Genomic DNA, 25,165 nt, shown 5'->3' with positions numbered 1-25,165 from the left:
GCATCATTGCCCAAACCCGCCTGACCCCGGACGATGAGGCCTATGACATTGCCAAGCGCGGCGTGTCGGCTTTTATAGAGGAGTTACTCAAGCCAAAGAACAGCGGTGAACCGGTAAAAAAGGCCATGGTCGACCGAATGATTGCCGAGATCGATGCCAGGCTTGGCCAGCAGATGGATGAAATTCTTCACCACCCGGACTTCCAGTCTTTGGAGTCTTGCTGGCGTGGTTTGCAGTTGTTGGTTGATCGCACCAACTTCCGCGAGAACATCAAGATCGAGATCCTCAACGTGTCCAAAGCCGACTTGCTGGACGATTTCGAAGATTCACCGGAAGTGATGCAAGCCGGCCTCTACAAGCACATCTACACCGCGGAATATGGTCAGTTCGGTGGCCAGCCCGTCGGCGCAATCATCGCCAATTACTTCATGTCCCCCAGTTCACCGGATGTGAAGTTGATGCAATACGTGGCCAGCGTTGCCTGCATGTCCCATACGCCATTCATTGCCGCGGCCGGTCCGGAGTTTTTTGGTCTGGACAGCTTTACCGGCCTGCCGGACCTGAAAGACCTCAAGGATCATTTCGAAGGCCCGCAATTCGCCAAATGGCAAAGCTTCCGCCAGTCAGAGGACGCCCGCTACATTGGCCTGACCGTGCCGCGCTTCCTGCTGCGCAACCCCTACGACCCGGAAGAAAATCCGGTCAAATCGTTCGTCTACAAAGAAACTGTCGCCAACAGTCATGAGCACTATCTATGGGGTAATACGGCATTCGCATTTGGCACCCGGTTGACTGATAGCTTTGCGAAGTTTCGCTGGTGTCCGAACATCGTCGGTCCACAGAGCGGCGGTGCGGTTGAAGATCTGCCGTTGCATCACTTCGAAAGCATGGGCGAAATCGAAACCAAGATTCCAACCGAAGTGCTGGTGTCCGACCGTCGTGAATTCGAGCTGGCCGAGGAAGGCTTCATCGCCCTGACAATGCGCAAGGGCAGTGATAACGCCGCTTTTTTCTCCGCCAGTTCCGTACAGAAGCCCAAGCACTTCGGCATCAGCGCCGAAGGCAAGGTTGCCGAACTGAACTACAAACTCGGCACGCAACTGCCCTACATGATGATCGTCAATCGGCTGGCCCACTATCTGAAGGTTCTCCAGCGCGAGCAACTGGGATCGTGGAAAGAGCGGACCGACCTCGAGCTGGAACTCAACAAGTGGATTCGCCAGTACGTAGCCGATCAGGAAAACCCGAGTGCCGAAGTGCGCGGCCGGCGACCACTGCGGGCGGCTCAAGTCACTGTCAGCGATGTGGATGGCGAGCCCGGTTGGTACCGCGTCAGCCTCAACGTGCGCCCGCACTTCAAGTACATGGGGGCCGACTTCACCCTTTCTCTGGTTGGCAAACTGGACAAAGAGTAGGCGGAACTGACCCATGGCCGGATACGGCAGCCTCTTCGAACGCCTGAATGGCGATGCAGCCAAACGTGATGGATGGAGTCTGGAAAACTCTGCCATGGCGTCCGTGGCTGCTCATCTGGCCAAGATGCTCAGCACCCGTGCAGGCAGTGTGCAGACGCTGGCAGATTACGGATTACCGGATCTCAATGACATGCGCCTGAGCCTGCACGACTCCTTGAATCGCGCCCGTTTGCACATCGAACGATTTATCGAAGCCTACGAGCCGCGATTGAGCAATGTGCGTGTGTACTCTCAATTACAGCAACACGATCTGCTTCGTTTGGGCTTCTGTATTGAAGGCTTGCTGGAGGTCGATGGTTTCAAGCGTCAGGTCAGTTTTGCCGCTCGCTTGGATGGCAATGGTCAGGTCATGGTGAGCCAATGATATCTGGAGCTCGCCATGTCATTTAATCACTACTACCAAAGTGAACTCACCGCGCTTCGCCAGTTGGGTCGTCGATTTGCCGAGCGCAATCCGGCATTGTCTTCTTACCTGGGGCAGACCGGGCAAGACCCTGATGTGGAGCGTTTGCTGGAAGGTTTTGCCTTTCTGACCGGACGTTTGCGACAAAAGCTCGACGACGAATTGCCTGAGCTCAGCCATTCGTTGATGCAACTGCTATGGCCCAATTACATGCGGCCGGTTCCGGCCTTCAGCATGTTGCAATTCAGTCCCCTGGCACGTTCGGAGCCTGCGTTGACGGTTGCGCGCGACACGCCAGTGGAGAGCGTACCGATCGAAGACGTGCGTTGCCGTTTTCGCACGTGCTATGCCACCGAAGTGACAGCGCTGGATCTCGTTGGGTTGAGCCACTCCGTCAAGGGTGATGGTTCGCTGTTGAGCCTGCGGCTGCAATTGACGGCTGACGGTCATCTGGGCGAGTTGCAGTTGCGCCGCTTGCGCCTGCACTTTGCTGGCGAACGTTACATCAGCCAAATGCTGTATCTGAGCCTTTTGCGGAATCTGCAAGGTGTCGAGTTGATTCCGCTGGATGAGACGGGTGAGCCGCTTGTCGGGGCCAATGATCTGCCAATGACATTGCAGCTAGCAGATGAGTGTGTGCAACCGGTGGGTTTTGCCGAAGGCGAAGCGTTGATGCCATATCCGCTGAATACCTTCCGCGGTTATCGCTACCTGCAGGAGTATTTCGCTTTTCAGGATAAATTCCTGTTCGTCGATATCAATGGTCTCGACCTGCTCAAGACCTTGCCTGAAGAAAGCATCAAGCAAGTGCGAGGTTTGGAGTTGCGCTTCGATATTCGCAAAAGCGCACTGCAACGACTGCGTCCGACCCTTGATAACGTGAAGCTTCACTGCACACCCATCGTAAATTTGTTCAAACACGATGCGATGCCGGTACGACTCGACGGCAAACAGGATGAATACCTGCTTTTGCCTGCCCGGTATAACCAGCAAAGCTGCGGTGTGTACTCAGTGGAAACCGTTACCGGCTGGCGGCCGGGTGGATTGGGTTATCGCCAGTATGTGCCGTTCGAATCGTTCGAGCATGATCCCAGCTTCGATGTGCCGACCCGGCGGCCGCATTACAGCGTGCGCCAGCGGCCGTCCTTGGTGCACGACGGCCTCGACACTTACTTAAGCTTCGGCACGCACCGTGCCGACGTGCAGGAAACCCTTTCGATTGAGCTGGTCTGCACCAACCAGAACCTTGCGCGCAAACTCAAGCTCGGTGACATCAATCAAGCCTGCGAACGGACACCTGAGTGTTTGAGCTTTCGCAACATCACACCGGTCACCGCGTGTTTTGCGCCACCGCTCAATCGGGACTTTCTCTGGAAGTTGATCAGCAACATGTCGCTCAACTACCTGTCCCTGGCGGACGTCAATGCACTGAAAGTGATTCTCCAAACGTATGACTTGCCCCGCTACTACGACCAGCACGCTGAAAAAATCAGCAAGCGACTGCTCGGTGGGCTGAAGTCGATCAAGCATCAGCACGTCGACAGATTGCACCGAGGATTACCGGTTCGGGGTTTGCGAACGGAGCTGACCATCGATCCGCAAGGGTATATCGGCGAAGGCGATCTGTTTGTGTTCGCCTCGGTCCTCAATGAGTTTTTTGCGCTTTATGCCAGCCTCAATTCGTATCACGAGCTGCGGGTCATCAGCACACAGGGAGAGGTGTACCAATGGCTACCCCGCATGGGTCTGCAGCCTCTCCTTTGAGTAGGCTGAGTCAAGTCATACGCGAGTATTCGCTGTTCCAGGCGGTGCTGGCCGTCATGGATCGGCTGCGCGAGGCGCACCCCTGCATGAGCGAAGAAGAACTGTACGAGCAGTTGGAGTTCCAGGCCAATCCAAGCTTGGGTTTCCCGGGCAGTGACGTCGACCGCGTGGAGTTTTTTCAGGAGCACGGGCAGTTGCGAGCGCGATTGCGTTTCAACCTGATCAGCCTGACAGGCTCCGGTTCACCCCTGCCTGCGTTCTATGTCGAGCAGGCCTTGGGTGACAGCGAAGACGGTAACGCGACTCGCAGCTTCCTCGATCTCTTTCACCATCGGCTGCAGCGATTGATGTTGCCGATATGGCGCAAATACCGGTATCGCGCCGGCTTCAAGAGCGGCGCCATCGACCCTTTTTCGGCGCAACTGTTTGCTCTGATCGGTCTGGGTGGAGCTGAAATCCGCAAGGCTGGCGAGCTGAACTGGAAACGTCTTTTGCCCTACCTCGGGCTCCTCAGTTTGCGTGCCCACTCGGCAGCCCTGATCGAATCCGTGCTGCGTTATTACTTCAAGCACGCCGAGATTTTCATCGAGCAATGCGTTGAGCGTCGCGTCGACATTCTGCATGAGCAACGCAATCGCCTTGGTCGTGCCAACAGCACGCTGGGCGAGGATCTGGTACTGGGCGAATACGTTCGTGATCGCAGCGGCAAGTTTCGGATTCATATCCGTGAGCTCGACTGGCAACGCTTTCATGAATTTCTGCCGGTCGGTTTCGGCTATCAGCCCCTGTGTGCACTGGTTCGGCTCACCCTGCGAGATCCGCTCGACTACGACATTCGCCTGCTGCTGCGCCAGGAAGAGATCCACGAATTTCGCATAGGCGAGCGGAGCGCCTGCCGCCTGGGGTGGACCAGTTGGGTAGGGCGTGAGCACGCCGACGGTCTTGTGACCCTGGGCAGCAACATTCATTAAGGACGTGACTGATGATCAACGTGGACCTGCAACAACTCATTCAGGCGCTGGACGCCCAAAGCCGCCGTGATCTGGAAAGCGCTGCCGAACGTTGCGTCGGACGTGGCGCCGGCAAAGTGCTCATCGAGGACTTGCTTCTGGCCTTGCTGGAGCGTCCGCAAGGTTTGCTCGGCCGTGCATTGCAAGACGCTGAAGTCGATGCGGGGGACCTGATCAGGGCTTTGCATTTGCCGGCCGAGCATAGCGCTTCACGCAACCCGGTGTTCGCTCCAGAGTTGGTGCAATGGCTGCAGGATGCTTTGCTGGTGGCGAATCTCGAATTGGGGCGCAGCCAGATAGACCAGGCCGCGCTGATTCTCGCACTGCTACGTAATCCAATGCGTTACGCCGGCAGTCGTTATCAACTTTTGCTCGCCAGGCTGAACGCCGAGCGGCTGAGGGAGTGTGCGTTGTCGGAGCAACCGCAGCACGCCACCAATCACATAGCCAAGGGCGGTGAGTCACTGTTGGAGCGATTTACCCATAACCTGACTCAGCAGGCCCGTGACAACGATCTGGACCCGGTTTTGTGTCGCGACGATGCGATCCGCCAGATGATCGACATCCTCGCCCGCCGCCGTAAAAACAACCCGATTGTGGTGGGTGACGCGGGCGTCGGTAAAACGGCTGTCGTTGAAGGTCTGGCCTTGCGAATCGTTGCCGGTGACGTACCGCCGGAGTTGCGCGGTGTCGAGCTGATGTCGCTGGACATGGGCTTGTTGCAAGCCGGTGCAAGCGTAAAAGGTGAGTTCGAGCGGCGCCTCAAAGGTGTGATCGATGAGGTCAGGGGATCGCCCAGACCAATCATTCTGTTTATCGACGAGGCGCATACCCTGATCGGCGCTGGCGGCACTGCCGGTGGCTCCGATGCGGCCAATCTGCTGAAGCCGGCGCTGGCCCGAGGCGAATTGCGAACCATCGCGGCAACCACTTGGACCGAGTACAAAAAATACTTCGAAAAAGATCCTGCACTGGCCCGCCGTTTCCAGCCGGTGCAATTGCTTGAGCCCACCGTCAGCGAAGCCGTGACGATTCTTCGTGGCCTCGCCGTTGTGTATGAAAAAAGCCACGGAATCTATTTGCGCGATGATGCCGTGGTGGCGGCCGCGAAATTGTCTGCTCGTTACCTTACGGGCAGGCAGTTGCCAGACAAGGCGATCGACGTTCTCGACACGGCATGCGCCCGAGTCCGCATCAGCTTGGCCGCTGCCCCGCAAAGCCTGCAACAGTTGCAGGCCGAGCTGGCGGAAAGTGAGCGAAAACGCCAGGCGCTACGCCGCGATGCCGAAGCGGGTGTGTTGATCGATCATCAATCCTTGCACGCTCTGGAAGCGCACCTGCACGATCTCGAAGTGGAAACAGCAGCGCTGCAGACCCGATGGCTCAAGCAGGTCGGCATGGCCGAGTCTGTGTTGAATCTACGCCGGCAACTGTTCCAGGCGCGGGCTGCGATTGGCATCGACGAGGGTGGCGAATGCTCCGAACGGCACGCCGATGAAATCCAATGTGTGGCGACGTTGGAGGCGGCTCTCACTGAGTCTCATCGTGCTCTGATCGAAGCGCAGGGCAATGAACGACTGGTGAGTTTTGAAGTGTGTCCGCGCCTGGTAGCCGAAGTGGTGAGTGCTTGGACCGGTGTGCCTCTTACGCAGCTGGCCCGAGAGCACAATGCCAAGGTCGCCGGTTTTGCCAATGACCTGCACAAGCGTATTCGTGGTCAGCAACCCGCCATTGAGGCATTGGATCGTGCAATGCGCGCAACGGCTGCCGGGCTGCACAGGCCAGACACACCGGTAGGTGTGTTTCTGTTGGTAGGTCCGAGTGGTGTCGGCAAAACCGAAACTGCGTTGGCGCTCGCAGACCTGATGTATGGCGGTGATCGTTTTATCACCACCATCAACATGTCTGAATTTCAGGAAAAACACACAGTCTCGCGCCTGATCGGTTCGCCCCCCGGTTATGTCGGTTACGGTGAAGGCGGCATGCTCACTGAAGCAGTACGTCAGAAGCCGTATTCGGTTGTATTGCTGGATGAGGTCGAGAAAGCCGATCCAGACGTCCTCAACCTGTTCTACCAGATATTCGACAAAGGCGTGGTCAACGATGGTGAAGGACGGGAAATCGACTTTCGCAATACGCTGATCCTGATGACCTCGAATCTGGGCAGTGAGCAGATCAGCGAGCTTTGCAAAGATGCCGGGCGGCCCGCCGCACAAGTGTTGGAGCAAGCCATTGAGCCTATCCTCAGCCAGCATTTCAAACCGGCATTGTTGGCGCGCATGCGTGTCGTGCCTTATTACCCCGTTGGCGGGTCGGTACTGCGCGAGTTGATTGAAATGAAACTCGACCGTTTGGGCGAGCGCATGCACCGTCGCAAGCTGGGTTTCACCTACGGACAAAGCCTCGTCGATCACCTGGCCGAGCGCTGTATTCAAAGCGACAGCGGTGCGCGCTTTATTGACCACTTGTTGGATCTGCATGTACTGCCTCGAATAGCCGATCGTGTACTCGATTCGATGGCTACAGGACAGTCCCTCAGGCATGTCCATGCGACGCTGGATGCCGATGCCTGTGTTGTCTGCGAGTTTGTCTGAAATGGGGGCGATGCTCGCGAACCTGAAGCAGCCGTTGGTGTACGCCGAGGCCCTGGTGGAGCAGTTCTCCGGGTTGTCACGGGCGGCAGATGGCGACGAGTTGCTGGGGGATTTCTTGCGCGGGGTCACGCAACTGAGTGGTTGCGAGTTGGCGCAGTTATACCTTCTGGACCCGACTCACAACGCTCTCGGGCTCAACAGCGAGTGCCTCGACGGAATTCTGCAACCCCGGGCCGGCTCGAGTTTGCAGGCGGATTACAGTGATCGAGCATTGCTGCACTTTGCGCTGCGCCAGAACCGCGTGGTGTGTCTCGGTTCATTGAGCGACAGCCTGCATGACACGGATTTCCTGCCGTTTCAGCCCAGACCCTGGCAATCGTTGTTGTGTGTGCCGTTATTGAATCAACGAAAAGCGGTTGAGGGTTTAGTGCTGTGTGCCAGCCATCGATCGATTGAACTGCAGGGATTCGCCGGCTCCCTTGGTCAGTTAGGAGCGTTCGCACTGCGCCAGACACAACTGTTGCAGCGCTTGCGCCAACCTGGCGGCAACACGCGGCCTGTGCCGGTCAGTATCCCGAATGCCAGTGGTTATGGACTGATCGGTAAAAGCCCCGCCATGCGTCGCACCTATTCCCTGATCAACAAGGTCGTTCATAGCCCCTATACCGTACTGTTGCTGGGTGAGACCGGTACCGGCAAGGAAGTAGTCGCGCGAGCCATCCACGCGGCTGGGCCTCGACGCACTCAGGCATTCATCGTGCAGAACTGTGCGGCATTCGCCGAGACCCTGTTGGAGAGTGAGTTGTTTGGCTATCGCAAAGGTGCGTTCACCGGCGCCGACCGGGATCGTCCCGGCCTGTTCGATGCGGCTAACGGCGGCACCTTGTTTCTTGATGAAGTCGGCGACATGCCGTTGTCTATGCAGGCCAAATTGTTGCGGGTTTTGCAGGAGGGAGAAATTCGACCGTTGGGTTGCAACGACACCCATAAAGTCGATGTGCGGATTGTTGCGGCGACGCACCGGGATTTGTCGTTGTTGGTCAGCGAAGGCAAGTTTCGCGAGGACTTGTACTACCGCCTCGCGCAGTTTCCGATCGAGTTGCCGGCTTTGCGCCAGCGTGAAGGCGACATTCTCGACCTGGCTCGTTACTTCGCGGACAAGGCTTGTGCACTCCTGCAACGGGATGCGGTGCTTTGGTCCGATGCGGCGCTTGGCCATCTGGCTGCATATACCTTTCCAGGCAACGTGCGTGAGCTCAAAGCAATGGTAGAGCGAGCCCTGCTCTTGTGTGACGGCGGCGAATTGTTGCCGGGGCATTTTTGCCTGCCCATGGACCTGCATGCTGAAGACAAAAGCCTGCACCTGCGCGAACGGCTGGCGCGATTCGAACGCAACCTGATGATCGATTGCCTGCGCAAAAACCACGGTAATCAGACGCGCACCGCCCGTGAACTCGGGTTGCCGCGCCGCACGCTGCTGTACCGGCTGGGGCGCTTGAACATTTGCGCTGGGGATCTCGATGGATAGCGCGCCGTCTCGGTTGCCGATTCGATTGCCTGCACTCACTTTCTTTTTCAGTTCTTCGGAGACTCCGCATGCCTGTTCGCTACTGGCCTGCCGTCTTGCTGACTTTCGTCGTTGTAAGCGGCGTGGTTGGTTGCGGTGGTAATTACAAATTCAACGACAACACCTATCGCCCCTTGGGTGATCCGCATGCGGCCCATCGCGGCCAGTGACTGCAAGGAGCATCAACAAGATGGAGCTGGTTCTCGAAATACTGAGCAGCAAGCAGTTCGTACCGACAGATTTGTGCCAGAAAACCTTCACCCCGTCAGGCGGAATGATCGGCCGAGGTGAGGATTGCGACTGGATCATTCCGGACCGCAAGCGTCACCTTTCCAGCCGACACGCCTTGATCAGCTGCCGCGACAATGCGTTCTTCCTGACCGATATCAGCAGCAACGGTATTCAGGACTGCTCAACCGGTACACAACTGCCCAAAGATAAAGCGATGCCTATCGAAACCGGCAGCGTTTATCTGCTGGGTGATTTCGAAATCCGTGCGCGACTCAATGACTTGTCCACGGCATTTGAAACCCAGGCCAGCAGGCCGCGAACGACAGTCAACATCATTCCTGATGAAGTCTTCCTCAATTTCGATCCGTTGAGTGCCGTGGATCAGCAGCAACGTGTTGCCTTCGACTTGGACGAGTTCACGGCTCTCGATACGATTTTTCAGGAGCCGATGCAATGTGCTGACTTTGCACGCATCGACATGGAAAACATGAGAGTGCCGCAGTTGGTTGATGCCCCTCAGGCATCTGAACCGCTAACGACTCACAAACCTGCCGAGCGCCTGACTGAAGATTTCTGGAAGCGTTTTGGTACTGCGCTGGGCGTGGAGCTGGACGGTCTCGAGACTGGCGCCCGCGAAGCGTTGGCCTTGAGAGCCGCGCAATTGCTCAAGCAGAGCATCGGTGGCTTACAGCAAAGCCTGCGCACCCGCAACGAACTGAAAAACGAGCTTCGGCTGGCGCAGACGACATTGCAGGGTATCCATTCAAACCCGCTCAAGTATGGGATCGATACCGAAGAGCTGTTGGGCATGTTGCTGGCCAACAAGTCAGGTCAGTTACCGGCAGATCAAGCCATCTCCCGCGCTTTCCGCGACCTTCAGGCGCACCAGGTGGCTTTGCTCGCCGCCAGCCGCGCGGCGGTCAAGGGTGCCGTAGAACATTTTTCACCGCAGCAACTGACGCTTCGTTTCGAGCGTGAAAGCAAGTCATTGCTGGGAACCTCTGGCAGTCGCTGGAAAGCCTATGGCCGTTATCACCAGGCGCTGCTTCAGGATGGTGAATGGACTGAACGTTTGTTGGCCCGTGACTTTTCCCAAGCCTATGAAGAGCAGATTCGTTTGATCTCTACCCTCCACAACGACCTTCAGGGATGACAGACATGTTTCGGCGTTCGACTGTTTTTATCAAGGCGCTGACCGCGCTGACCGCGCTCATGCTATTGACCGCATGCGCTTCGCTATCACCGTATTCCTCGTTGTCGAAAATCAATCTGAAGCTGTCCGCGAGTGACCAGCTGAACCCGGACATCAACGGTCGTCCTTCACCGATTGTCGTGCGTCTTTTTGAGCTCAAGCACCCGGTTGCATTCGAGAGTGCCGACTTTTTCAGCCTCTATGAACGAGCCGCGAAGTCCCTGGCCCCGGACCTGGTGGCAAGTGAAGAGTTGCAACTGCGTCCCGGCGAACATCATGAACTCAAGCTCAGCGTGCAATCGCAAAGCCGTTACGTAGGCATTCTCGCCGCCTACCGCGATCTATCGGAAACCCGATGGCGCTACACCGTGCCAATCACAACGGGAGGCGTCACCCACATCGACCTGACTCTTGATCAGGCCGGCATTCATGGCAGCAGCGAAGCGTTTGTACAGGCGGACAATTGAGCATGAACTTCCATAAAGTCATATGGCAGGAGGGAATGTTGCTGCGTCCGCAGCACTTCCAGCACAACGATCGATATCTGGACCATCAAATAAAGTCCCGCACTCAGTTACTGGGAAGTTTCACCTGGGGGTTCCTGAGCCTGGAAGTTGATTCGCAGTTTCTCAATATGGGCAAACTGGTGGTCAACCGTGCCTCGGGAGTCCTGCCGGATGGCAGCCTTTTTGAAGTGGGTGGCAGCACTCAACCGCTGGTGCTGGATGTTCCTGTGAATACCGGCAATACAGCGATTTATCTGGCGTTGCCTCTGGTGACCGGCAACCACATCGAAGCCCGCCGTCAGGAGCAGACGGATGTGTTGGCGCGATATGTCGCGTATGAGCGTGAGGTTGCAGACTCCAATGCCGGTGACGGTGGTGCAAGCCAGGTCAAATGCGCTCGCCCAGACTTTCGCTTACTGCTTGGCGAGCAGCAAGACGATCAGGGTTTTGTGAGATTGAAAATCTGCCGGGTCCTCGACACCACGCCCGACGGGGTCATCAGTCTCGATCCGGATTTCGTACCGACATACATCCAGATGCACTCATCGAGCTACTTGCTGTCGTGCTTGAAAGAGGTGATCAGCATGCTCGGCCACCGGGGTGACACCCTTGCTGAAAGGATCCGTTCGAATGGGAAAGTGGGAGGTGCGGAGGTCGGCGATTTCATGATGCTGCAATTGATCAATCGTACTGAGCCGTTGTTGCGTCACTATCTCAGTCTGCAACATGTTCATCCGCAAGAGTTGTATTGCACGCTATTGACCCTGCTGGGCGAGCTGGCGACTTTTTCCAGCGACAGTAAGCGTCCGCGAGCGGATATCCGTTATGAACACAGTGACCAGGGTGCGAGTTTTCGCAGGCTGATGGAGGCGATCCGTCAGGTGCTGTCGATGGTGCTGGAGCAGCATGCCATCGAGTTGCCGATGCAGGCGCGTCAGTACGGGATCATTGTTTGCCCTCTGCATGACACCCAATTAGCGGGTTCGGCTTCGTTCGTGTTGGCTGCCAGTGCCGACTGCGACAGTGAAGAGCTGCGCCATCGATTGCCCGCGCACCTCAAGATCGGCACGGTTGAGAGCATCCGCCAATTGGTCAATCTGCATTTGCCGGGTTTCAAAATCAGACCCTTGCCCGTGGCACCGCGTCAGATCGCCTTTCACGCGAACAAAACCTATTTCATTGTTGAACTCGGCTCCGAAGACCAGGCACAACTCGAACGCTCTGGTGGGTTCGCGTTTCACGTCAGCGGTGAAGTCGCGGAGCTGGAATTGAAGTTCTGGGCCATCAGGAATTGAGCGACATGATCAAGGACATGCAATACGCCCAGGATGACAAAACTGTCCTGCTCGACCGTCTCGGCCGTGGCCCGGCACACGGGCCACTGACTGATTCGGCGGCCCCACCGAAATTCGAGCAACTCGAAGACCGCATGATCTACGCCGCTCGGCAGGCGCCGCAGGACACCTTCAAAGTCAGCCGCAACGCATTGGTGGCGTCGGCATCATGCCTGCTCTCGGAAGTGGTGCGGCTCAAGCATTGCGCTAACGGTGAAGACCTGCCCAACCTCAATCGGCGGTTGAGCGCGGCAGTGGAGCACTTTGCGGTCAGCGCATTGCGTGCCGGTGTCGAAAGCAGCCAGGTTTCAACTGCACGTTATGTGCTTTGCACGGTGGTGGATGAGGCGGTGGTGACGACTGCATGGGGCAAGGAAAGCGAGTGGTCACAAATGAACCTTCTCAGCAGGTTTCACAATGAAACCTCTGGTGGTGAAAAATTTTTCCAGCTGCTTGATCGATTGTCGAAAAACCCGGTCAAGCACCTGTCGTTGCTGGAACTGATGTACCTGTGCCTGTCGCTGGGATTCGAGGGTAAATACCGAATTCAGGCGCGCGGTCTTGTGGAACTTGAAAGTCTTCGTGATGCGCTTTTCCGGCAGATTCGCCTGTTGCGTGCAGATGTTCCATACGAACGGGCAACTCGCAGCGACGGCAACGATGAAGGCAAGCGGCAAAAACTTATTCATACCGTGCCGTGGTGGATGATGGCGCTGATCACCGTGATTTGCCTGATGGTGATGTATTCGGGATTCGCCTGGGTCTTGAGTGAACAGCGAGCTGTCGTTTTGCAACCGCTCCAGCAAATTGACCAGGCCGCGATTCGATCGCAGCTTCAACCATGGAAGGGCCGCGAGTGATGACAAGTTTGTTCGCAAAAGCCGACGCCTTTCTGCGCAAAACCTGGGTGTGGAGTCTGCTGTCGGTTCTGTTGACTGCACTGCTGGTCTGGTATGTCGGGCCACTGTTGGCGATAGATGATTTCAGATTCTGGGAAAGCCCGACGTCTCGCTTGCTGAGTATCAGTGTGATGTTTCTGGTATGGGGGCTGACCATGGTTTACGTCAGCTGGCGCAGCGGTGTCCAAAAACAAGCCGAGGTGCGCGAGCAGGGCGTGGATCGTGCGCTGATAGAGCAGCGAATTGATGAACAGCGCCGGGATCTGAGAGCGCGGTTCAAGGACGCGGGTAAAATTCTCAAGACATCGAGTTTCTATCGCAAACACAGCGAGCGGGGGCGACGCGATTTGCCGTGGTACTTGCTGATCGGCCCTCAGGGGTGCGGTAAAACCACACTGTTGAATGTTTCCGGGCTGGAGTTTCCCTTCAACCAACTTGATCGTAAATTGATTGATCAGCCGCAAAAGGCACGCCCTTGCGACTGGTACTTCGCCGAAAGCGGCGTACTCATTGATACGCCCGGACGCTACCTGAGCCAGCTGGATGTCGACGTTGATGCTGACGGTTGGGCCACGTTGCTGGGATTGTTACGCAAGCGCCGCCGGACCCGCCCGCTCAATGGTGTTCTGGTCACTCTCCCGGTGCAAATGCTCCTTGCTCATGACTCCGAAGCTCTTCAGATGCTGGCGCGTAATGTGCGTGCACGTTTGCAAGAGGTGCAGCAAACACTGCATATCGAGCTGCCTGTCTATCTGGTTTTGAGCAAGGCGGACCAGCAGCCTGGCTTTGATGAGTTCTTTGATCAGCTGACTCGGGATGAAAGTGATCAAGTTCTGGGTGTGAGCTTGAGCAAAGATCCGGGCACGGCTGATCCGAGTGCAGTACGTATGGAGTTCGAAGCGCTGCTGCATCGGCTCGATGGCCAAGTGATCATGCGCATGCATCAGGAGCGCGACCCTCTTTGTCGAGGTCGTATCCTCGACTACCCGCATCAACTGGGATTGGTCGGCGAGGGCCTTTGCCAGTTCATTGAAATGGCCTTGCGCAGTCAGGGCGGAAGTACATTTCGCGGTTTCTACTTCACCAGCGCCACTCGATCAGCAAAACCGCTTGCGTACGGTGGCGTGAACAACGATGGAGCGGCTTCGCTCGTTGGTTATCCACGGTTCATCAACCCTCTGTTCAACCAGGTCATTTTTCCCGAGGCAGATTCTGTACAACTGGACAAACGTGAGCGAAACCTTGTTTGTTGGAGGCAGCGAACGCTGTACATGTCATCGCTCGCGGCGCTGAGCCTGTTCGGTTTGTGGTGGGCCGGCGGGTTTTCGGCCAACCATGAGCGACTGGAAAGCTTGCGCACACTGGTGCAAACCTGGACACATCAGCGATCGGCGTTGCCCCCTCAAGATAACGTGCTTTCGGTTCTGCAAAACCTCGATGCCATTCATGCTGCGTCTCGGGTATTCCCAACCGCCAGCGACGTTTCATACCTGGAGCGTGGTGGTTTGTATCAAGGCGAAGCTGCCAATCCAGTGATCATGAAAGCCTACGAGCGTGAGCTGGAATCGCACCTGCTGCCATCGGTGGCGTCGCTGTTGGAAGATCAGATTCGCAGCCGCCCGGTGGACCGTGAGCATTTGCTCAATAGTTTGCGTGCATACCTGATGCTGAGTCTCAACGATCGCCGTGACACGGTATGGCTGAAAGATTGGATAGCCAGCGATTGGTCCCGCCGGTACCCCGCAATCAACTCCGTGCAAAGCCGCCTGGAAGGACATCTCGAACGCTTGCTGAAGCAACCATTCAGTTTCCCGCTTAACGATTCATTGATCGTTCAGGCGCGGCAAATACTACGCAGCGAATCCATGGCCAACGTGGTTTACCGGGCGCTTCGTGATCAGGCTCGAACGCTTCCCGAATACCACCTGGATCAACATTTGGGACCACAAGGCGATCTGTTGACGGGTAGCCATGCCACGATCCCCGGGTTCTACACCCTGAACGGCTATCAGCAGTATTTTTCGGTACAAGGTGGCGCGCTGGTCACGAATATTTTGCGCGACAACTGGGTGTTGGGTGAGAGCTCGCAGATCAGTGCCATGGAACTGCGGCGCTTAATGGTCGAACTGGAACAATTGTACTTTCGTGATTACGCCAATGTCTGGGGCGATGCCATCGGGCGGATCGCATTGCAACCAATCGAGGACGCCGCGGGCGCTGCCGAACAGTTAGCCAGCATGACGTCTGCCAATTCCCCTGTGCTGCAGCTGCTGGTGCAAATTCGCGAGAACACGCGCATTCCTTCGATCGCCGACAGCCTGGATGAAGCGGCGACATCAGCGCCAAAGCTTACGAGTGGTAATTTGGGCAAACTCGCTGCCGCCAACGTTCCGAAGGCTTCCGGGACATTGGTCGGTGATTTGCCCGATACGGCGAGAAAGGCGTTGCAACGTCGTTTCGAACCCTTGCATCGTTTGCTGGATGCCAACAACGGCCCGAGTGCTGAATTGACTGCGGTACTGCACGCGCTCAATGAGCTACAGACGCAGTTGGCGAGTCTGGCTCGGGCCGGCACTCCGGACCAGGCGGCGTACGAAATGGCCAAGGTACGCATGGGTAGCCAGCGAGACGCGCTGAGCATTTTGCGAACGGCATCCGGTCGTTTGCCGCGTCCGGTCGGGACCTGGTTCAACACGATTGCCGAAGACACTTGGCGTCTGGTGCTCAATGACGCTTATCGATTCGTCAACCAGCGTTATCAGACTGAGCTGTACAACTTCTACGGCAAGTCGATCAACAAGCGATATCCATTCAGCGCCCACAGCTCCAGTGATGTGGCGCTCAGCGACTTTCGCGAGTTCTTCAGGGCGCAGGGCCTTGTCGACAGTTTTTTTGACAATTACATGCGTCCATTTGTGAGCGGCGTGCCGGGTAGTTATCGTCTTAAAACCGTTGATGGACAATCACTGCCTATCTCCCGGGTTTATCTCTATCAGATGGCATCTGCACACGTGATCCGCCAGAGCTTTTTTGCCGAAGATCCTTCCGAACCGCAAGTACGATTCAAGCTGGAACCTTACTCGCTGGATCCCGTCATCAGTCGTGCCGAGTTCAGGTTTGGCGACAAGACCATGGAGTACCGACATGGGCCGATCATTGCAGCCTCATTCAAATGGCCTGTCGATGCCGAAGATGGACGTACAAGCCTGGTGCTCGACACAATGGTCGGGCGTCCGATAGGGATCGAGAAAAACACGGGACCCTGGTCGTTGTTCAGACTGCTGGACCTGATGCAGACCGAGTATCTGATCGGTCGTGATGTGTTGGTACTCAAAGCTGATCTGGGCGGGCTGCGCGCCAACTACCTGCTCATGAGTCAGCGCGCACCTAATCCGTTCGACATGGGTGTGCTCCGTACTTTCCGCATGCCGATGCAACTCTGATGTCGAAGAGTGGCGTCTGGCGCAGTGTTGCGCGCACCGATCCCGGGAAAACCCGAGCGCGCAATGAAGATGCTTTCCTGGATGATCCGGACAAGGGTTTGTGGGTCGTCGCGGATGGAATGGGCGGGTATCAGCGGGGTGACATTGCCAGCCGGTTGATCGTCGCCAGCCTCGCCGAATTGCCGGAGCGCAACGATTTCGAGGAACGGGTCCAAGGAGTACGTCAGTGCCTGCTGTGGCTCAATCGCCGCTTGAGTCAGGAGTTGACCGTGATTGCCGGGCGACATGACGACACCATCGGCAGCACCGTGGTGGCGTTGCTGATCGAAGGCACCCGCGCCGTCTGTATCTGGGCCGGTGACAGTCGTTGTTACTTGTGGCGCGAGCAACGGCTGTATCAGTTGACCAAGGACCATTCGCTGCGGCAGCAACTGATCGACGAACAGAAAATGGACGACCGACAGGCCTTGGTTCAACCACACTCGACCGCGTTGACTCGTGCAGTAGGCGCCAGCGAGCATCTGACCCTTGATGTGCTGGAGTTTGTGGTGCATCCCGCCGATGCGTTTTTGTTGTGCAGTGACGGTTTGTATCAAGGCTTGAGCAGTGAAACCTTGGGCCGTGCCTTGGACCGCCCCGCGCCGGGGGCCGCGTTGGCGCACTTGTTCGAGCATGTGTTAGACGGTCCGGCACGGGACAACCTGACCGGCGTGGTTATTCGCCAATGAACGAGGTCGGGGAGAATATGCTGGGCGGGCGATATTACCTCGAACGTCTGATCGGTGCCGGCGGGATGGGGGTGGTGTATCGCGCACGGGATTTGTTGCAGGAACAGTTCGGTGATCCCGAGCCCCATGTCGCGCTGAAAATGCTCAGCGATGAATATGCCGATTGCCTGGACGCCAGTGCCCTGCTTTTCAGTGAGTTTGCCCTGACCCGGCGTGTGCAACACCCCAATGTGCCCCGTTTGTTCAGTTTCGAGGTGGATACCCGGCAAAAAAGGGCTTTCATTACGATGGAGCTGATGCGTGGCCTGACCCTTGATAAATTGCTTTGCGAGCGCCCCTTGGGATTGCCGTGGTCAGAGCTGCAAGGCATCGCGCTTCAATTGCTTGATGCATTAGCCCATGCCCACAGTCGTGGCGTGCTTCACGGTGATATCAAGCCGAGCAATGTGATGCTCAGCGAGGAAGGCGTTCGGTTATTCGATTTCGGTTTGGGGTTGGCCGAGGAGGGTGTATTGCCCGGTCTACCAAAACTGAGCCGTCATTGCTTGCATGCCTGGACCCTTGGTTATGCTGCCCCGGAATTGCTGGATGGCTCACCACTGACGGTCAGCGCCGACGTCTACTCGGTGGCGTGCGTGATCTATGAACTGGCATGTGGCAAGCACCCTTTGCGTCGAGTGCCTTCAAATCAAGCCCGTGATGCGGGTTTGAAAATCGAGCCTCTGAGTACCAGGCATCTGCCCAGACAGTGTTGGACCTCCCTGAAAACAGCATTGGATCTCGACCCTTCGCAACGCCCTCTCTCGGTGTCCCCACTGCGTCAGGCCTTTGCTGGTGCCCGTGATTCAACGTTTTTACCGGCGTGGAGAGGAAAGTTTTTCAAAGGGTTCCGCCAATGACTTGGTAGTCATCAACGCCAAAAATAGGCTGATCTTCTTCCAACGTATCGCGATAGTGGCGTTATCACCCAAAATCGCTACACTGCGCCAGCCGTTCATTTTTCTTTTGAGGCTTGCGCATGAAATTTCGTTTTCTGCTGTGGATGATGGGTTTGTTGATGGGCAAGGCCAGCCGAACCAATCCTGCGTTTCAGCAGCAGTTGGGTGACAAGGAACTGGTGTTTCAACTACAGACCCTGGACGGGAAAGTGGCGCGGCATTTCCGCGTGAAGGACCAGCGCATCACCAGCCAATCGGGTGTGCACGCCGAGCCTGCTTTCGCCATTGCCTTCAAAGACGCTGCTTACGGCTTCGCCACGATGCAAGCGAAAAACAAGCAGTTGGCGTTCATGACAGGTATTCAGGACAAGTCGATCCAGATCAAGGGCAACCCGGCGCTGGTGATCTGGTTTCAGGGGCTGACCAAGTATTTGAGGCCGAAGAAGGCGAAGGCTTGAAGGCACAAGGTCTTGAGGTCTTGCGGGTAGCTCCAGCGAGAAATATGCGTGAGGGTAGTCCGAGCGCCTGGTCCATCCATCGGTGTTCGAACTGAACAATCGCTCGCATCAGTGCGAGCCGTGGACATGAAGCGAGCACGATCAAAGCCGCCGTTGACCAGAGACTGATATCGGCCAGAAGCCGACTATCGTGAGAGGGGGCGGCTGTTACAGGTCTGCCGAATTAATATGCTCACTGTAATACGTTTCGTTTGATCCCACAGTCATGCATTGGACAACAGACACTGCCGACGCCCACCACGGTGCGCGTCGACAGTCCACATCTCAATTGATGTGGTTGCCCACTACTTCAACAATTCGCTGAGCGATATGTTTGACATGGGTCTCTAGCGCAAAGTGACCCGTATCCAGCAACTCCACCACCGCATTCGGATTGTCGCGCGTGTAGGCCTCAGCCCCTGGCGGAATGAAGAACGGGTCGCCCTTGCCCCAGATCGCCAACGTCGGCAACTTTGTATCGCGGAAGAACTGTTGAAACGCCGGATACAGCTTCAGGTTGTTCTGGTAGTCGTAGAACAGGTCCAACTGAATGTCTTTGTTACCCGGCCGTTCCAGCAACAGCGCGTCCAGATAGTAAGCCTCGGGGGCGATGAGATCCGGATTGCTCACCCCTTCCACGTACTGCCAGCGGGTGCCTTCCAGATGCAGGATGGCATCGTTGATCACCTGCCGATTGGTCGGCGACGGGTCTGCCCAATACTTGCGGATCGGTGCCCAAGCCTCCCCCAGACCTTCGAGATAGGCATTGCCGTTCTGCGAAACAATCGCGCTCACCCGCTCCGGATAGGCCAGTGCCAGGCGCAGGCCGGTAGGCGCGCCGTAGTCGAAGAAGTACATCGCATAACGATTGAGTTCCAGCACATCGACAAACTGGCGAATCGTCTCGCCGATGGCATCGAAGGTGTAGCGGTAATTGCGCTGCGCCGGAACCTCGGTGAAGCCGAATCCCGGCAGATCCGGCGCGATCAGCCGGTACTTGTCCGCCAGCAGCGGGATCAGGTCGCGGAACTGGTGCGACGAGCTGGGGAATCCGTGCAACAGCAGCAGCACTGGTGCATCCGGAGCGCCCGCTTCTCGGTAGAAAACCTCGACGCCATCGGCTTCGACGGATTTGTAGGCAACCTGGATATGTTGAGACACGGTCATGGCTTAGCCCTCATGTAACTTGTCAAATTGAATTTTACCGGTTACAGGAATGTATTCTGCACAAGGCATGTAACTAGTCAAATAATTTTTATAGGTTACAATCTGCGCATCGGCTCAACCGGACATTGTCATGACCGCCTCCCCCATCGAACCGCCCACACCCCTGATACTGGCCGACCATCCGGCGCTGGACCTGTTGAACACACAAATGATGGTCGACGGTCAGCGCCGCGATCTGCTGACCAGCGATGCCGACGCGGCGCAGTGGCTGGAGCAGATCGGCTTCGGACCGGCGGATGAAATGGTGGTGGGTGACGGGCAATTGCTCGCCCGATTGCGCACGTTGCGCGACTGCATCGAAGACCTGCTCGCCGCTCGCCGGGAGAATCGCGTGGCGGACCCGTCGGCACTCAATACCTTTCTGCTGCAAGCGGTGCCGCAACTGGTCTGGGAGGAAGCGGGCGTCCCGCTGCTCGATCGCTTCCGACAGGCTGACGCCACTAACCAACGCCTTGGCCGCCTGGCCTACACCGCCGCCGAGCTGCTGGCCGAAGGTGATTTCAGCCTCGTGCGCAAATGCGAAAGCGCGGACTGTTCATTGATGTTTTACGACCGCACTAAGTCGCACAAACGACGCTGGTGCAGCATGGCGCTGTGCGGAAACCGGCATAAGGTCGCCGAGTTCCGCAAGCGGCGTCAGGGGGGAGCGGACTGAAGTTGGCGAGGCTGTCCGATCAGTGCAGATGCTGTCCGACCCATTGAGCAACGGTGAAGACAGTCGCTCCCACAGGCACTGCGCAAATCCTGTGGGCGCGTGGCTTGCCCGCGTAGCTTTTAAGGCTGGGAAAATTGCGAGGCCAGTTCGCGCAGCAGCACTTCGGCTTCGAGGACTTTGCTGACCACGTCGTTGGCCTTGTCGCGGCTCAGGCCGAGGCGTTCGAGCAGGGCTTCGGGGATGTCTTCGTCGGGGCCGGAGCCGATGCCGCGGCTGCGCAGCAGGCGTACTGCCAGGCACACCAGGTTCGGGTACTCGGCGTAGTTGCCGTCGTAGGCCGGGTCGTGCTGGAAGCGTAGCGCGGTGGCCAGTTCTTCGGGCATGTCCCAATAGCGCATCAGCCACGAGCCGATCTGTTCACGGCTGATGCCCAGCAGGTGTTGTTCGATGTAGCTGTGGCACAGGTGCGGGTTGACCTCCAGGTGACGGCAGATCAGCGAAAAGTGCGGCGGGAACACGTGGGCCAGCAGTAGGTAGCCGAAGTTGTGCAGCAGGCCGGCCAGGTAGGTCAGGCCGGCTTCCGGGCGCTGGGCGCGTGGCATGGCGCGGGTCAGGCCTTCGATGACGGCGGCGGTGTAGATCGATTGCTGCCAGTACGGCGTGCTGTGTTGCGGACGATCTTTGGGCAGGCTCAGGGTTTTGCCCAGGGCCAGGCCCAGCGCCAGGTTGATCACCAGATCGAAACCCAGTACCCGGACGATGGCGTCTTCTACCGAACGAATCTTGCCCGGCGAGGCGTAGTACGGCGAGGCCGCCCAGCTCACGACTTGCGCGGCCAGTGCCGGGTCGGTTTCGACCACGCCGGTGATGTCGTCGATGGTGGCGTTGGGGTCGACGCGCAGCTTGATGATTTTTTGCGCGGTTTCGGCCAGTGGCGGAATTTCGATGGTCGCTTCCAGGCGTTGCTGGATGCGTCGCGCGGTGAACGCTTGAACGGCCTGGGTGATTTCCTCGCGGTCATCGTCGGGGCGGTCGAGGTTCGGGCGGATGCTGGTCAGCGCTTCGCCGAAGTTGGCGGCGCTGGCTTTGCTGAGCATGGATTTGAACGCTTCGCTGGAGATCTCCAGCAACACGCCCGGCTCGCCGGAATTGACCAGCAGGCTCGGCTCACGCAGCAAGCTTTCTTCGTACAGGCAGGGCGAGGTAGTCAGTGATGGCAGGCCTGGCAGCAGGCTCAGGCTGTGTTTGCCGAGCATTTTTTCCAGGCGCTCAGTCGGTACGGCCGTGAGGCGGCGACCGGTGAGTTCGGTAAGGCGATTGAGGTCGAGCAACTGATTTTGCGCAAACAGCACCATCAGCGTGCCAACGGCGTCATCGAGCAGGACGGCTTGCACCTTGCGCGCCGGATTCAGGCCGTGATGGTCCAGGACCTCTTCATAGGCAATGCCCAGCTTGCCTAGCAGCATCCGTATAACCGACGGTGCGTGCGGAAGTTCGGGAGCGAGGGCTGCGTCGGTCATGGTCTGGATCCAGTTCAAAACAATTGCAGGAGTATAACCAGCTCTGTAGGAACGAGCTGATAGAAACTGCGACGGTGCTCACACTTGGCCGTATTGCTGCCCGTGACGCAGCCAGCGGTCGAGGAGCGGGCTGACATGGTCGGGCCAGCGTTCCAGCAGGGCTTGAGCGGCATCGCGCACCGCGGGTAGCAAGTCAGCATCACGCATCAGGTCGGCGACCTTGAATTGCAGCAGGCCCGTCTGCCGCGTGCCGAGCATTTCGCCAGGCCCGCGCAGTTCGAGGTCTTTTTCGGCGATGACAAAGCCGTCGTTGGTTTCGCGCATGATGCCCAGGCGCTGGCGCCCGATCTGTGACAGCGGCGGATGGTAGAGCAAAACACAATGGCTGGCCGCGCTGCCTCGGCCCACGCGGCCGCGCAATTGGTGCAGTTGTGCAAGGCCCAGGCGCTCAGGGTTTTCGATGATCATCAGGCTGGCGTTGGGTACGTCCACGCCGACTTCGATAACGGTAGTGGCCACCAGCAGTTGCAGGTTGCCGGCCTTGAACTCGGCCATCACTGCGGCTTTTTCCAGCGGCTTCATGCGGCCGTGAATCAAGCCGACCTTCAGCTCACCGAGCGCGGCAGTCAGGTCCTCGTAGGTGGTTTCAGCGGCTTGGCAGGTCAGCTCTTCGGATTCTTCGATCAGCGTGCACACCCAATAGGCCTGACGCCCTTCGGCACAAGCGCTGCGCACCCGTTCGATGACTTCGACGCGGCGGGTATCGGTGATCAATACGGTGTTGACCGGAGTTCGACCGGGCGGCAATTCGTCGAGGATCGAAGTGTCGAGGTCGGCGTAGGCGCTCATGGCCAGCGTGCGCGGGATCGGCGTGGCGGTCATGATCAATTGATGCGGGCACATCCGCCCGCCGACGCCTTTCTGCCGCAAGGCAAGGCGCTGTTGTACGCCGAAGCGGTGTTGCTCGTCGATGATCACCAGCGCCAGGTTCTTGAACTGCACTTCGTCCTGAAACAGGGCGTGAGTGCCGACCACCATCGGCGCGCCATTGGCGATTTGTTCCAGCGCGGCGACGCGGTTTTTGCCCTTGAGCTTGCCGGCCAGCCATGCGACTTCGATGCCCAGCGGTTCGAGCCAGCGCTTGAAGGTGATGAAGTGTTGCTCGGCAAGAATCTCGGTGGGCGCCATCAACGCGACCTGATAACCCGCTTCCAGGGCTTGCAGCGCAGCGAGGGCGGCGACCACGGTTTTACCCGAGCCGACATCGCCCTGAATCAGCCGCAACATCGGCTCGTGCTGGCTGAGGTCGTAGGCGATTTCGTTGCCGACCCGCTGTTGGGCGCCGGTGGGATTGAAGCCGAGGTTGGCCAGGTATCTGGCGGGCAGCCGGGTGGCTTTGGGCATCGCCGGCGCACGCAGCGCACGCATGCTTTCGCGCAGACGTTGCTGGGACAGTTGATGGGTCAGCAGTTCTTCAAAGGCCAGGCGGTGCTGCGCCCAGTGATGACCGAGGGCGAGTTCGTCGACATCGGCATCGGCCGGTGGGTTGTGCAGGTAGCGGATCGCGTCGGCCAGTGGCGCCAGTTGATAGTCCCGGGCCAGTTCGTTGGGCAGCCAGTCGGGCAGGCTGCTGGGGCCGAGCAAGGTCAGGGTTTGCATGCACAGTTGACGCAAACGTTGCTGCGTCAGGCCCTCGGTGAGCGGGTAGACCGGCGTGAGTGTCTCGTCCACGGGCGGCGGTTCGTCGCCGGTGATGGCGCGGTACTCCGGGTGATAAATTTCCAGTCCCGATGCGCCGGGGCGTGCTTCGCCGTAACAGCGAACCCGAGTACCGCGTTTAAGCCCTTCTTTTTGCGCATTGCTGAAATGGTAGAAACGCAGGCTGAGCCCGCCGGTACCGTCCTGCAGGCGTACTACCAGACTGCGACGGCGGCCCATGACTACGTCGGCGCCGCTCACGGTGCCTTCGACCACCGCATCCTGGCCCGGGCGCAATGCGCCGATCGGCACCACGCGGGTGCGATCCTGGTAGCGCAACGGCAGGTGAAACAGCACGTCCTGAAGATTTTCCAGACCGACCTTGGCCAGCTTTTCGGCCATGGATTCACCGACACCCTTGAGTGCCGTCACTGACACTTGCGACAACTCGGTCATGGCGTTGGCTTAACCGGCCGTTACCGGTGCAGCGGGTTTAGCCACCGAGCACAGGCGAATGGAGTCAGCGAGAATCTCGATGGCCTTCGGACGCGGGAAGCTCGCGCGCCAGGCAATGGCCACGGTGCGGAAAGGGACTGGAGCCGACAGCGGTCGAACTTCGATCACCCCAGGGGCGTAGTGGTGACTGTCGACTGCCGACAACGGCAGGATCGAGATGCCGAGACCGGACGCGACCATGTGACGGATGGTTTCCAGCGAGCTGGATTCGACCGTGGTGTGCTTGGCACCGTCGTTGCCCTTGGTCAGGGTCGGGCAGGCCTCCAGCACTTGATCACGGAAGCAGTGACCTTCACCGAGCAGCAGCAGGCTCTTGTCGTTGAGCAGGCTGGCGTCGATGGATTCTTTTTGCGTCCATGGGTGCTGGGCCGGCATCAAGACATAAAACGGTTCGTCATAAAGCTGCAACGTCAGCACGTCGGCTTCGCTGAACGGCAACGCGATGATGATCGCGTCGAGTTCGCCGTTGCGCAGCTTGTCGCGCAGGACGTGGGTGAAATTTTCTTCGATGTACAACGGCATCTGCGGGGCGACCCGGTGCAGTTGCGGGATCAGGTGCGGGAACAGGTATGGGCCAACGGTGTAGATCGCACCGACTTTCAACGGCGCGGTCAGCTGGTTTTTGCCGGCTTGTGCCAGTTCGCGAATGCCCTGGGCTTGTTCCAGTACCTTTTGGGCCTGAGCCACAATGCCTTCGCCAACCGGGGTCAGGCGCACGGCGCTTTTGCTGCGCTCGAAAATCAGCACACCGAGTTCGTCTTCAAGCTTTTTCACGCCCACCGACAGGGTCGGTTGGCTGACGTGGCAACGCTCGGCCGCGTGGCCGAAGTGCTGCTCTTGGGCGAGGGTAACGATGTAGCGTAATTCTGTAAGAGTCATAGCAAGCGTCCATGAAGTTGCGAGCCAAGCATACCGGCTGCAATCGATAGACGCACGTTATCAGACAGTATGTGCTGAGTGACACCGGG

At 57.9% G+C, this 25,165-nt stretch carries 19 protein-coding genes and 1 pseudogene; 16 read left to right on the top strand and 4 right to left on the bottom strand.

Features of this window, described 5'->3' with window-relative positions:
• The first annotated feature begins 2 nt into the window (after window positions 1-2).
• The 15 genes and pseudogenes from tssC to D8U69_RS28720 all read left to right on the top strand — a co-directional run bounded on the left by tssC (window position 3) and on the right by D8U69_RS28720 (window position 18,542).
• A complete protein-coding gene (gene tssC / locus D8U69_RS28790; protein ID WP_241668708.1) occupies window positions 3-1,415 on the top strand; it encodes a type VI secretion system contractile sheath large subunit in 1,413 nt (470 codons plus the stop codon).
• Between the two features lie 13 nt (window positions 1,416-1,428).
• The gene (tssE, locus tag D8U69_RS28785; RefSeq protein WP_056854193.1) at window positions 1,429-1,839 is read left to right on the top strand and encodes a type VI secretion system baseplate subunit TssE; all 411 of its coding nucleotides are present in this window, start codon (window positions 1,429-1,431) and stop codon (window positions 1,837-1,839) included.
• A gap of 15 nt (window positions 1,840-1,854) precedes the next feature.
• Window positions 1,855-3,642: a type VI secretion system baseplate subunit TssF gene (gene tssF / locus D8U69_RS28780; protein ID WP_130908619.1), complete on the top strand. Its 1,788-nt coding sequence runs from the start codon at window positions 1,855-1,857 to the stop codon at window positions 3,640-3,642.
• A complete protein-coding gene (gene tssG / locus D8U69_RS28775) occupies window positions 3,606-4,613 on the top strand; it encodes a type VI secretion system baseplate subunit TssG (RefSeq protein ID WP_130908618.1) in 1,008 nt (335 codons plus the stop codon). Before tssF ends, tssG begins: the two co-directional genes overlap by 37 nt.
• 11 nt (window positions 4,614-4,624) lie before the next feature.
• Window positions 4,625-7,246 (top strand): type VI secretion system ATPase TssH, encoded by a 2,622-nt coding sequence (gene tssH / locus D8U69_RS28770; protein WP_130908617.1) that lies wholly within the window; start codon window positions 4,625-4,627, stop codon window positions 7,244-7,246.
• 10 nt (window positions 7,247-7,256) lie between these two features.
• Window positions 7,257-8,774: a sigma 54-interacting transcriptional regulator gene (locus tag D8U69_RS28765; RefSeq protein WP_130908622.1), complete on the top strand. Its 1,518-nt coding sequence runs from the start codon at window positions 7,257-7,259 to the stop codon at window positions 8,772-8,774.
• Window positions 8,775-8,842: 68 nt separating this feature from the next.
• Window positions 8,843-8,983 carry a hypothetical protein gene (locus D8U69_RS28760; protein ID WP_056854189.1) on the top strand — a complete coding sequence of 47 codons (141 nt, stop codon included), beginning with the start codon at window positions 8,843-8,845 and terminating at the stop codon, window positions 8,981-8,983.
• Between the two features lie 20 nt (window positions 8,984-9,003).
• Window positions 9,004-10,197, top strand: a complete 1,194-nt coding sequence (gene tagH, locus D8U69_RS28755; RefSeq protein WP_130908616.1) for a type VI secretion system-associated FHA domain protein TagH — start codon at window positions 9,004-9,006, stop codon at window positions 10,195-10,197.
• A 5-nt stretch (window positions 10,198-10,202) separates the two neighbouring features.
• Window positions 10,203-10,703: a type VI secretion system lipoprotein TssJ gene (gene tssJ, locus D8U69_RS28750; protein WP_130903789.1), complete on the top strand. Its 501-nt coding sequence runs from the start codon at window positions 10,203-10,205 to the stop codon at window positions 10,701-10,703.
• 2 nt (window positions 10,704-10,705) lie between these two features.
• Window positions 10,706-12,037 carry a type VI secretion system baseplate subunit TssK gene (tssK, locus tag D8U69_RS28745; protein ID WP_130908615.1) on the top strand — a complete coding sequence of 444 codons (1,332 nt, stop codon included), beginning with the start codon at window positions 10,706-10,708 and terminating at the stop codon, window positions 12,035-12,037.
• Window positions 12,038-12,042: 5 nt separating this feature from the next.
• Window positions 12,043-12,936 carry a type IVB secretion system protein IcmH/DotU gene (icmH, locus tag D8U69_RS28740; RefSeq protein WP_130908614.1) on the top strand — a complete coding sequence of 298 codons (894 nt, stop codon included), beginning with the start codon at window positions 12,043-12,045 and terminating at the stop codon, window positions 12,934-12,936.
• Window positions 12,936-16,418: a type VI secretion system membrane subunit TssM gene (tssM, locus tag D8U69_RS28735; protein WP_177434607.1), complete on the top strand. Its 3,483-nt coding sequence runs from the start codon at window positions 12,936-12,938 to the stop codon at window positions 16,416-16,418. Before icmH ends, tssM begins: the two co-directional genes overlap by 1 nt.
• Window positions 16,418-17,146: a PP2C family serine/threonine-protein phosphatase gene (locus D8U69_RS28730; RefSeq protein ID WP_056854183.1), complete on the top strand. Its 729-nt coding sequence runs from the start codon at window positions 16,418-16,420 to the stop codon at window positions 17,144-17,146. The genes tssM and D8U69_RS28730 overlap by 1 nt, the downstream gene beginning before the upstream one ends.
• A gap of 14 nt (window positions 17,147-17,160) precedes the next feature.
• Window positions 17,161-18,045 (top strand): annotated as a pseudogene (locus D8U69_RS28725) (serine/threonine-protein kinase); the annotation flags it as partial.
• A gap of 119 nt (window positions 18,046-18,164) precedes the next feature.
• Complete coding sequence (locus D8U69_RS28720; RefSeq protein ID WP_056854182.1) at window positions 18,165-18,542, top strand: hypothetical protein; 378 nt, start codon at window positions 18,165-18,167, stop codon at window positions 18,540-18,542.
• A 324-nt stretch (window positions 18,543-18,866) separates the two neighbouring features.
• On the opposite strand, the gene D8U69_RS28715 is transcribed toward D8U69_RS28720, so the two are convergent.
• A complete protein-coding gene (locus D8U69_RS28715; RefSeq protein ID WP_056854181.1) occupies window positions 18,867-19,748 on the bottom strand; it encodes an alpha/beta hydrolase in 882 nt (293 codons plus the stop codon).
• A 130-nt stretch (window positions 19,749-19,878) separates the two neighbouring features.
• Here D8U69_RS28715 and D8U69_RS28710 point away from each other — a divergent pair, with 130 nt between their 5' ends.
• The gene (locus D8U69_RS28710) at window positions 19,879-20,463 is read left to right on the top strand and encodes an ABATE domain-containing protein (protein WP_056854180.1); all 585 of its coding nucleotides are present in this window, start codon (window positions 19,879-19,881) and stop codon (window positions 20,461-20,463) included.
• A gap of 119 nt (window positions 20,464-20,582) precedes the next feature.
• On the opposite strand, the gene D8U69_RS28705 is transcribed toward D8U69_RS28710, so the two are convergent.
• The 3 genes from D8U69_RS28705 to D8U69_RS28695 form a co-directional block, all read right to left on the bottom strand.
• Window positions 20,583-21,983: an aminoacyl-tRNA deacylase and HDOD domain-containing protein gene (locus D8U69_RS28705; protein ID WP_056854179.1), complete on the bottom strand. Its 1,401-nt coding sequence runs from the start codon at window positions 21,981-21,983 to the stop codon at window positions 20,583-20,585.
• 78 nt (window positions 21,984-22,061) lie between these two features.
• The gene (gene recG, locus D8U69_RS28700; RefSeq protein ID WP_130908611.1) at window positions 22,062-24,137 is read right to left on the bottom strand and encodes an ATP-dependent DNA helicase RecG; all 2,076 of its coding nucleotides are present in this window, start codon (window positions 24,135-24,137) and stop codon (window positions 22,062-22,064) included.
• A gap of 9 nt (window positions 24,138-24,146) precedes the next feature.
• Window positions 24,147-25,076 carry a hydrogen peroxide-inducible genes activator gene (locus tag D8U69_RS28695; RefSeq protein ID WP_056854177.1) on the bottom strand — a complete coding sequence of 310 codons (930 nt, stop codon included), beginning with the start codon at window positions 25,074-25,076 and terminating at the stop codon, window positions 24,147-24,149.
• Between the last annotated feature and the right edge of the window lie 89 nt (window positions 25,077-25,165).

Origin of the sequence: Pseudomonas sp. Sample_16 (assembly GCF_004307665.1) — a bacterium.
GTDB lineage: Bacteria > Pseudomonadota > Gammaproteobacteria > Pseudomonadales > Pseudomonadaceae > Aquipseudomonas.
The sequence above is the reverse complement of the archived record's forward strand: the minus strand, read 5'-3'. Positions and strand labels throughout refer to the sequence as shown.

What these genes read in the sequence shown, in the direction of transcription:
- tssG (WP_130908618.1), top strand. Translation starts at nt 3,606, where the DNA reads ATGGCTACCCCGCATGGGTCTGCAGCCTCTCCTTTGAGTAGGCTGAGT.
- D8U69_RS28710 (WP_056854180.1), top strand. Translation starts at nt 19,879, where the DNA reads ATGACCGCCTCCCCCATCGAACCGCCCACACCCCTGATACTGGCCGAC.
- tssH (WP_130908617.1), top strand. Translation starts at nt 4,625, where the DNA reads ATGATCAACGTGGACCTGCAACAACTCATTCAGGCGCTGGACGCCCAA.
- tagH (WP_130908616.1), top strand. Translation starts at nt 9,004, where the DNA reads ATGGAGCTGGTTCTCGAAATACTGAGCAGCAAGCAGTTCGTACCGACA.
- D8U69_RS28720 (WP_056854182.1), top strand. Translation starts at nt 18,165, where the DNA reads ATGAAATTTCGTTTTCTGCTGTGGATGATGGGTTTGTTGATGGGCAAG.
- tssM (WP_177434607.1), top strand. Translation starts at nt 12,936, where the DNA reads ATGACAAGTTTGTTCGCAAAAGCCGACGCCTTTCTGCGCAAAACCTGG.
- D8U69_RS28730 (WP_056854183.1), top strand. Translation starts at nt 16,418, where the DNA reads ATGTCGAAGAGTGGCGTCTGGCGCAGTGTTGCGCGCACCGATCCCGGG.
- D8U69_RS28705 (WP_056854179.1), bottom strand. Translation starts at nt 21,983, where the DNA reads ATGACCGACGCAGCCCTCGCTCCCGAACTTCCGCACGCACCGTCGGTT.
- tssJ (WP_130903789.1), top strand. Translation starts at nt 10,203, where the DNA reads ATGTTTCGGCGTTCGACTGTTTTTATCAAGGCGCTGACCGCGCTGACC.
- recG (WP_130908611.1), bottom strand. Translation starts at nt 24,137, where the DNA reads ATGACCGAGTTGTCGCAAGTGTCAGTGACGGCACTCAAGGGTGTCGGT.
- icmH (WP_130908614.1), top strand. Translation starts at nt 12,043, where the DNA reads ATGATCAAGGACATGCAATACGCCCAGGATGACAAAACTGTCCTGCTC.
- tssF (WP_130908619.1), top strand. Translation starts at nt 1,855, where the DNA reads ATGTCATTTAATCACTACTACCAAAGTGAACTCACCGCGCTTCGCCAG.
- D8U69_RS28765 (WP_130908622.1), top strand. Translation starts at nt 7,257, where the DNA reads ATGCTCGCGAACCTGAAGCAGCCGTTGGTGTACGCCGAGGCCCTGGTG.
- tssE (WP_056854193.1), top strand. Translation starts at nt 1,429, where the DNA reads ATGGCCGGATACGGCAGCCTCTTCGAACGCCTGAATGGCGATGCAGCC.
- D8U69_RS28760 (WP_056854189.1), top strand. Translation starts at nt 8,843, where the DNA reads ATGCCTGTTCGCTACTGGCCTGCCGTCTTGCTGACTTTCGTCGTTGTA.
- D8U69_RS28715 (WP_056854181.1), bottom strand. Translation starts at nt 19,748, where the DNA reads ATGACCGTGTCTCAACATATCCAGGTTGCCTACAAATCCGTCGAAGCC.
- tssK (WP_130908615.1), top strand. Translation starts at nt 10,706, where the DNA reads ATGAACTTCCATAAAGTCATATGGCAGGAGGGAATGTTGCTGCGTCCG.
- D8U69_RS28695 (WP_056854177.1), bottom strand. Translation starts at nt 25,076, where the DNA reads ATGACTCTTACAGAATTACGCTACATCGTTACCCTCGCCCAAGAGCAG.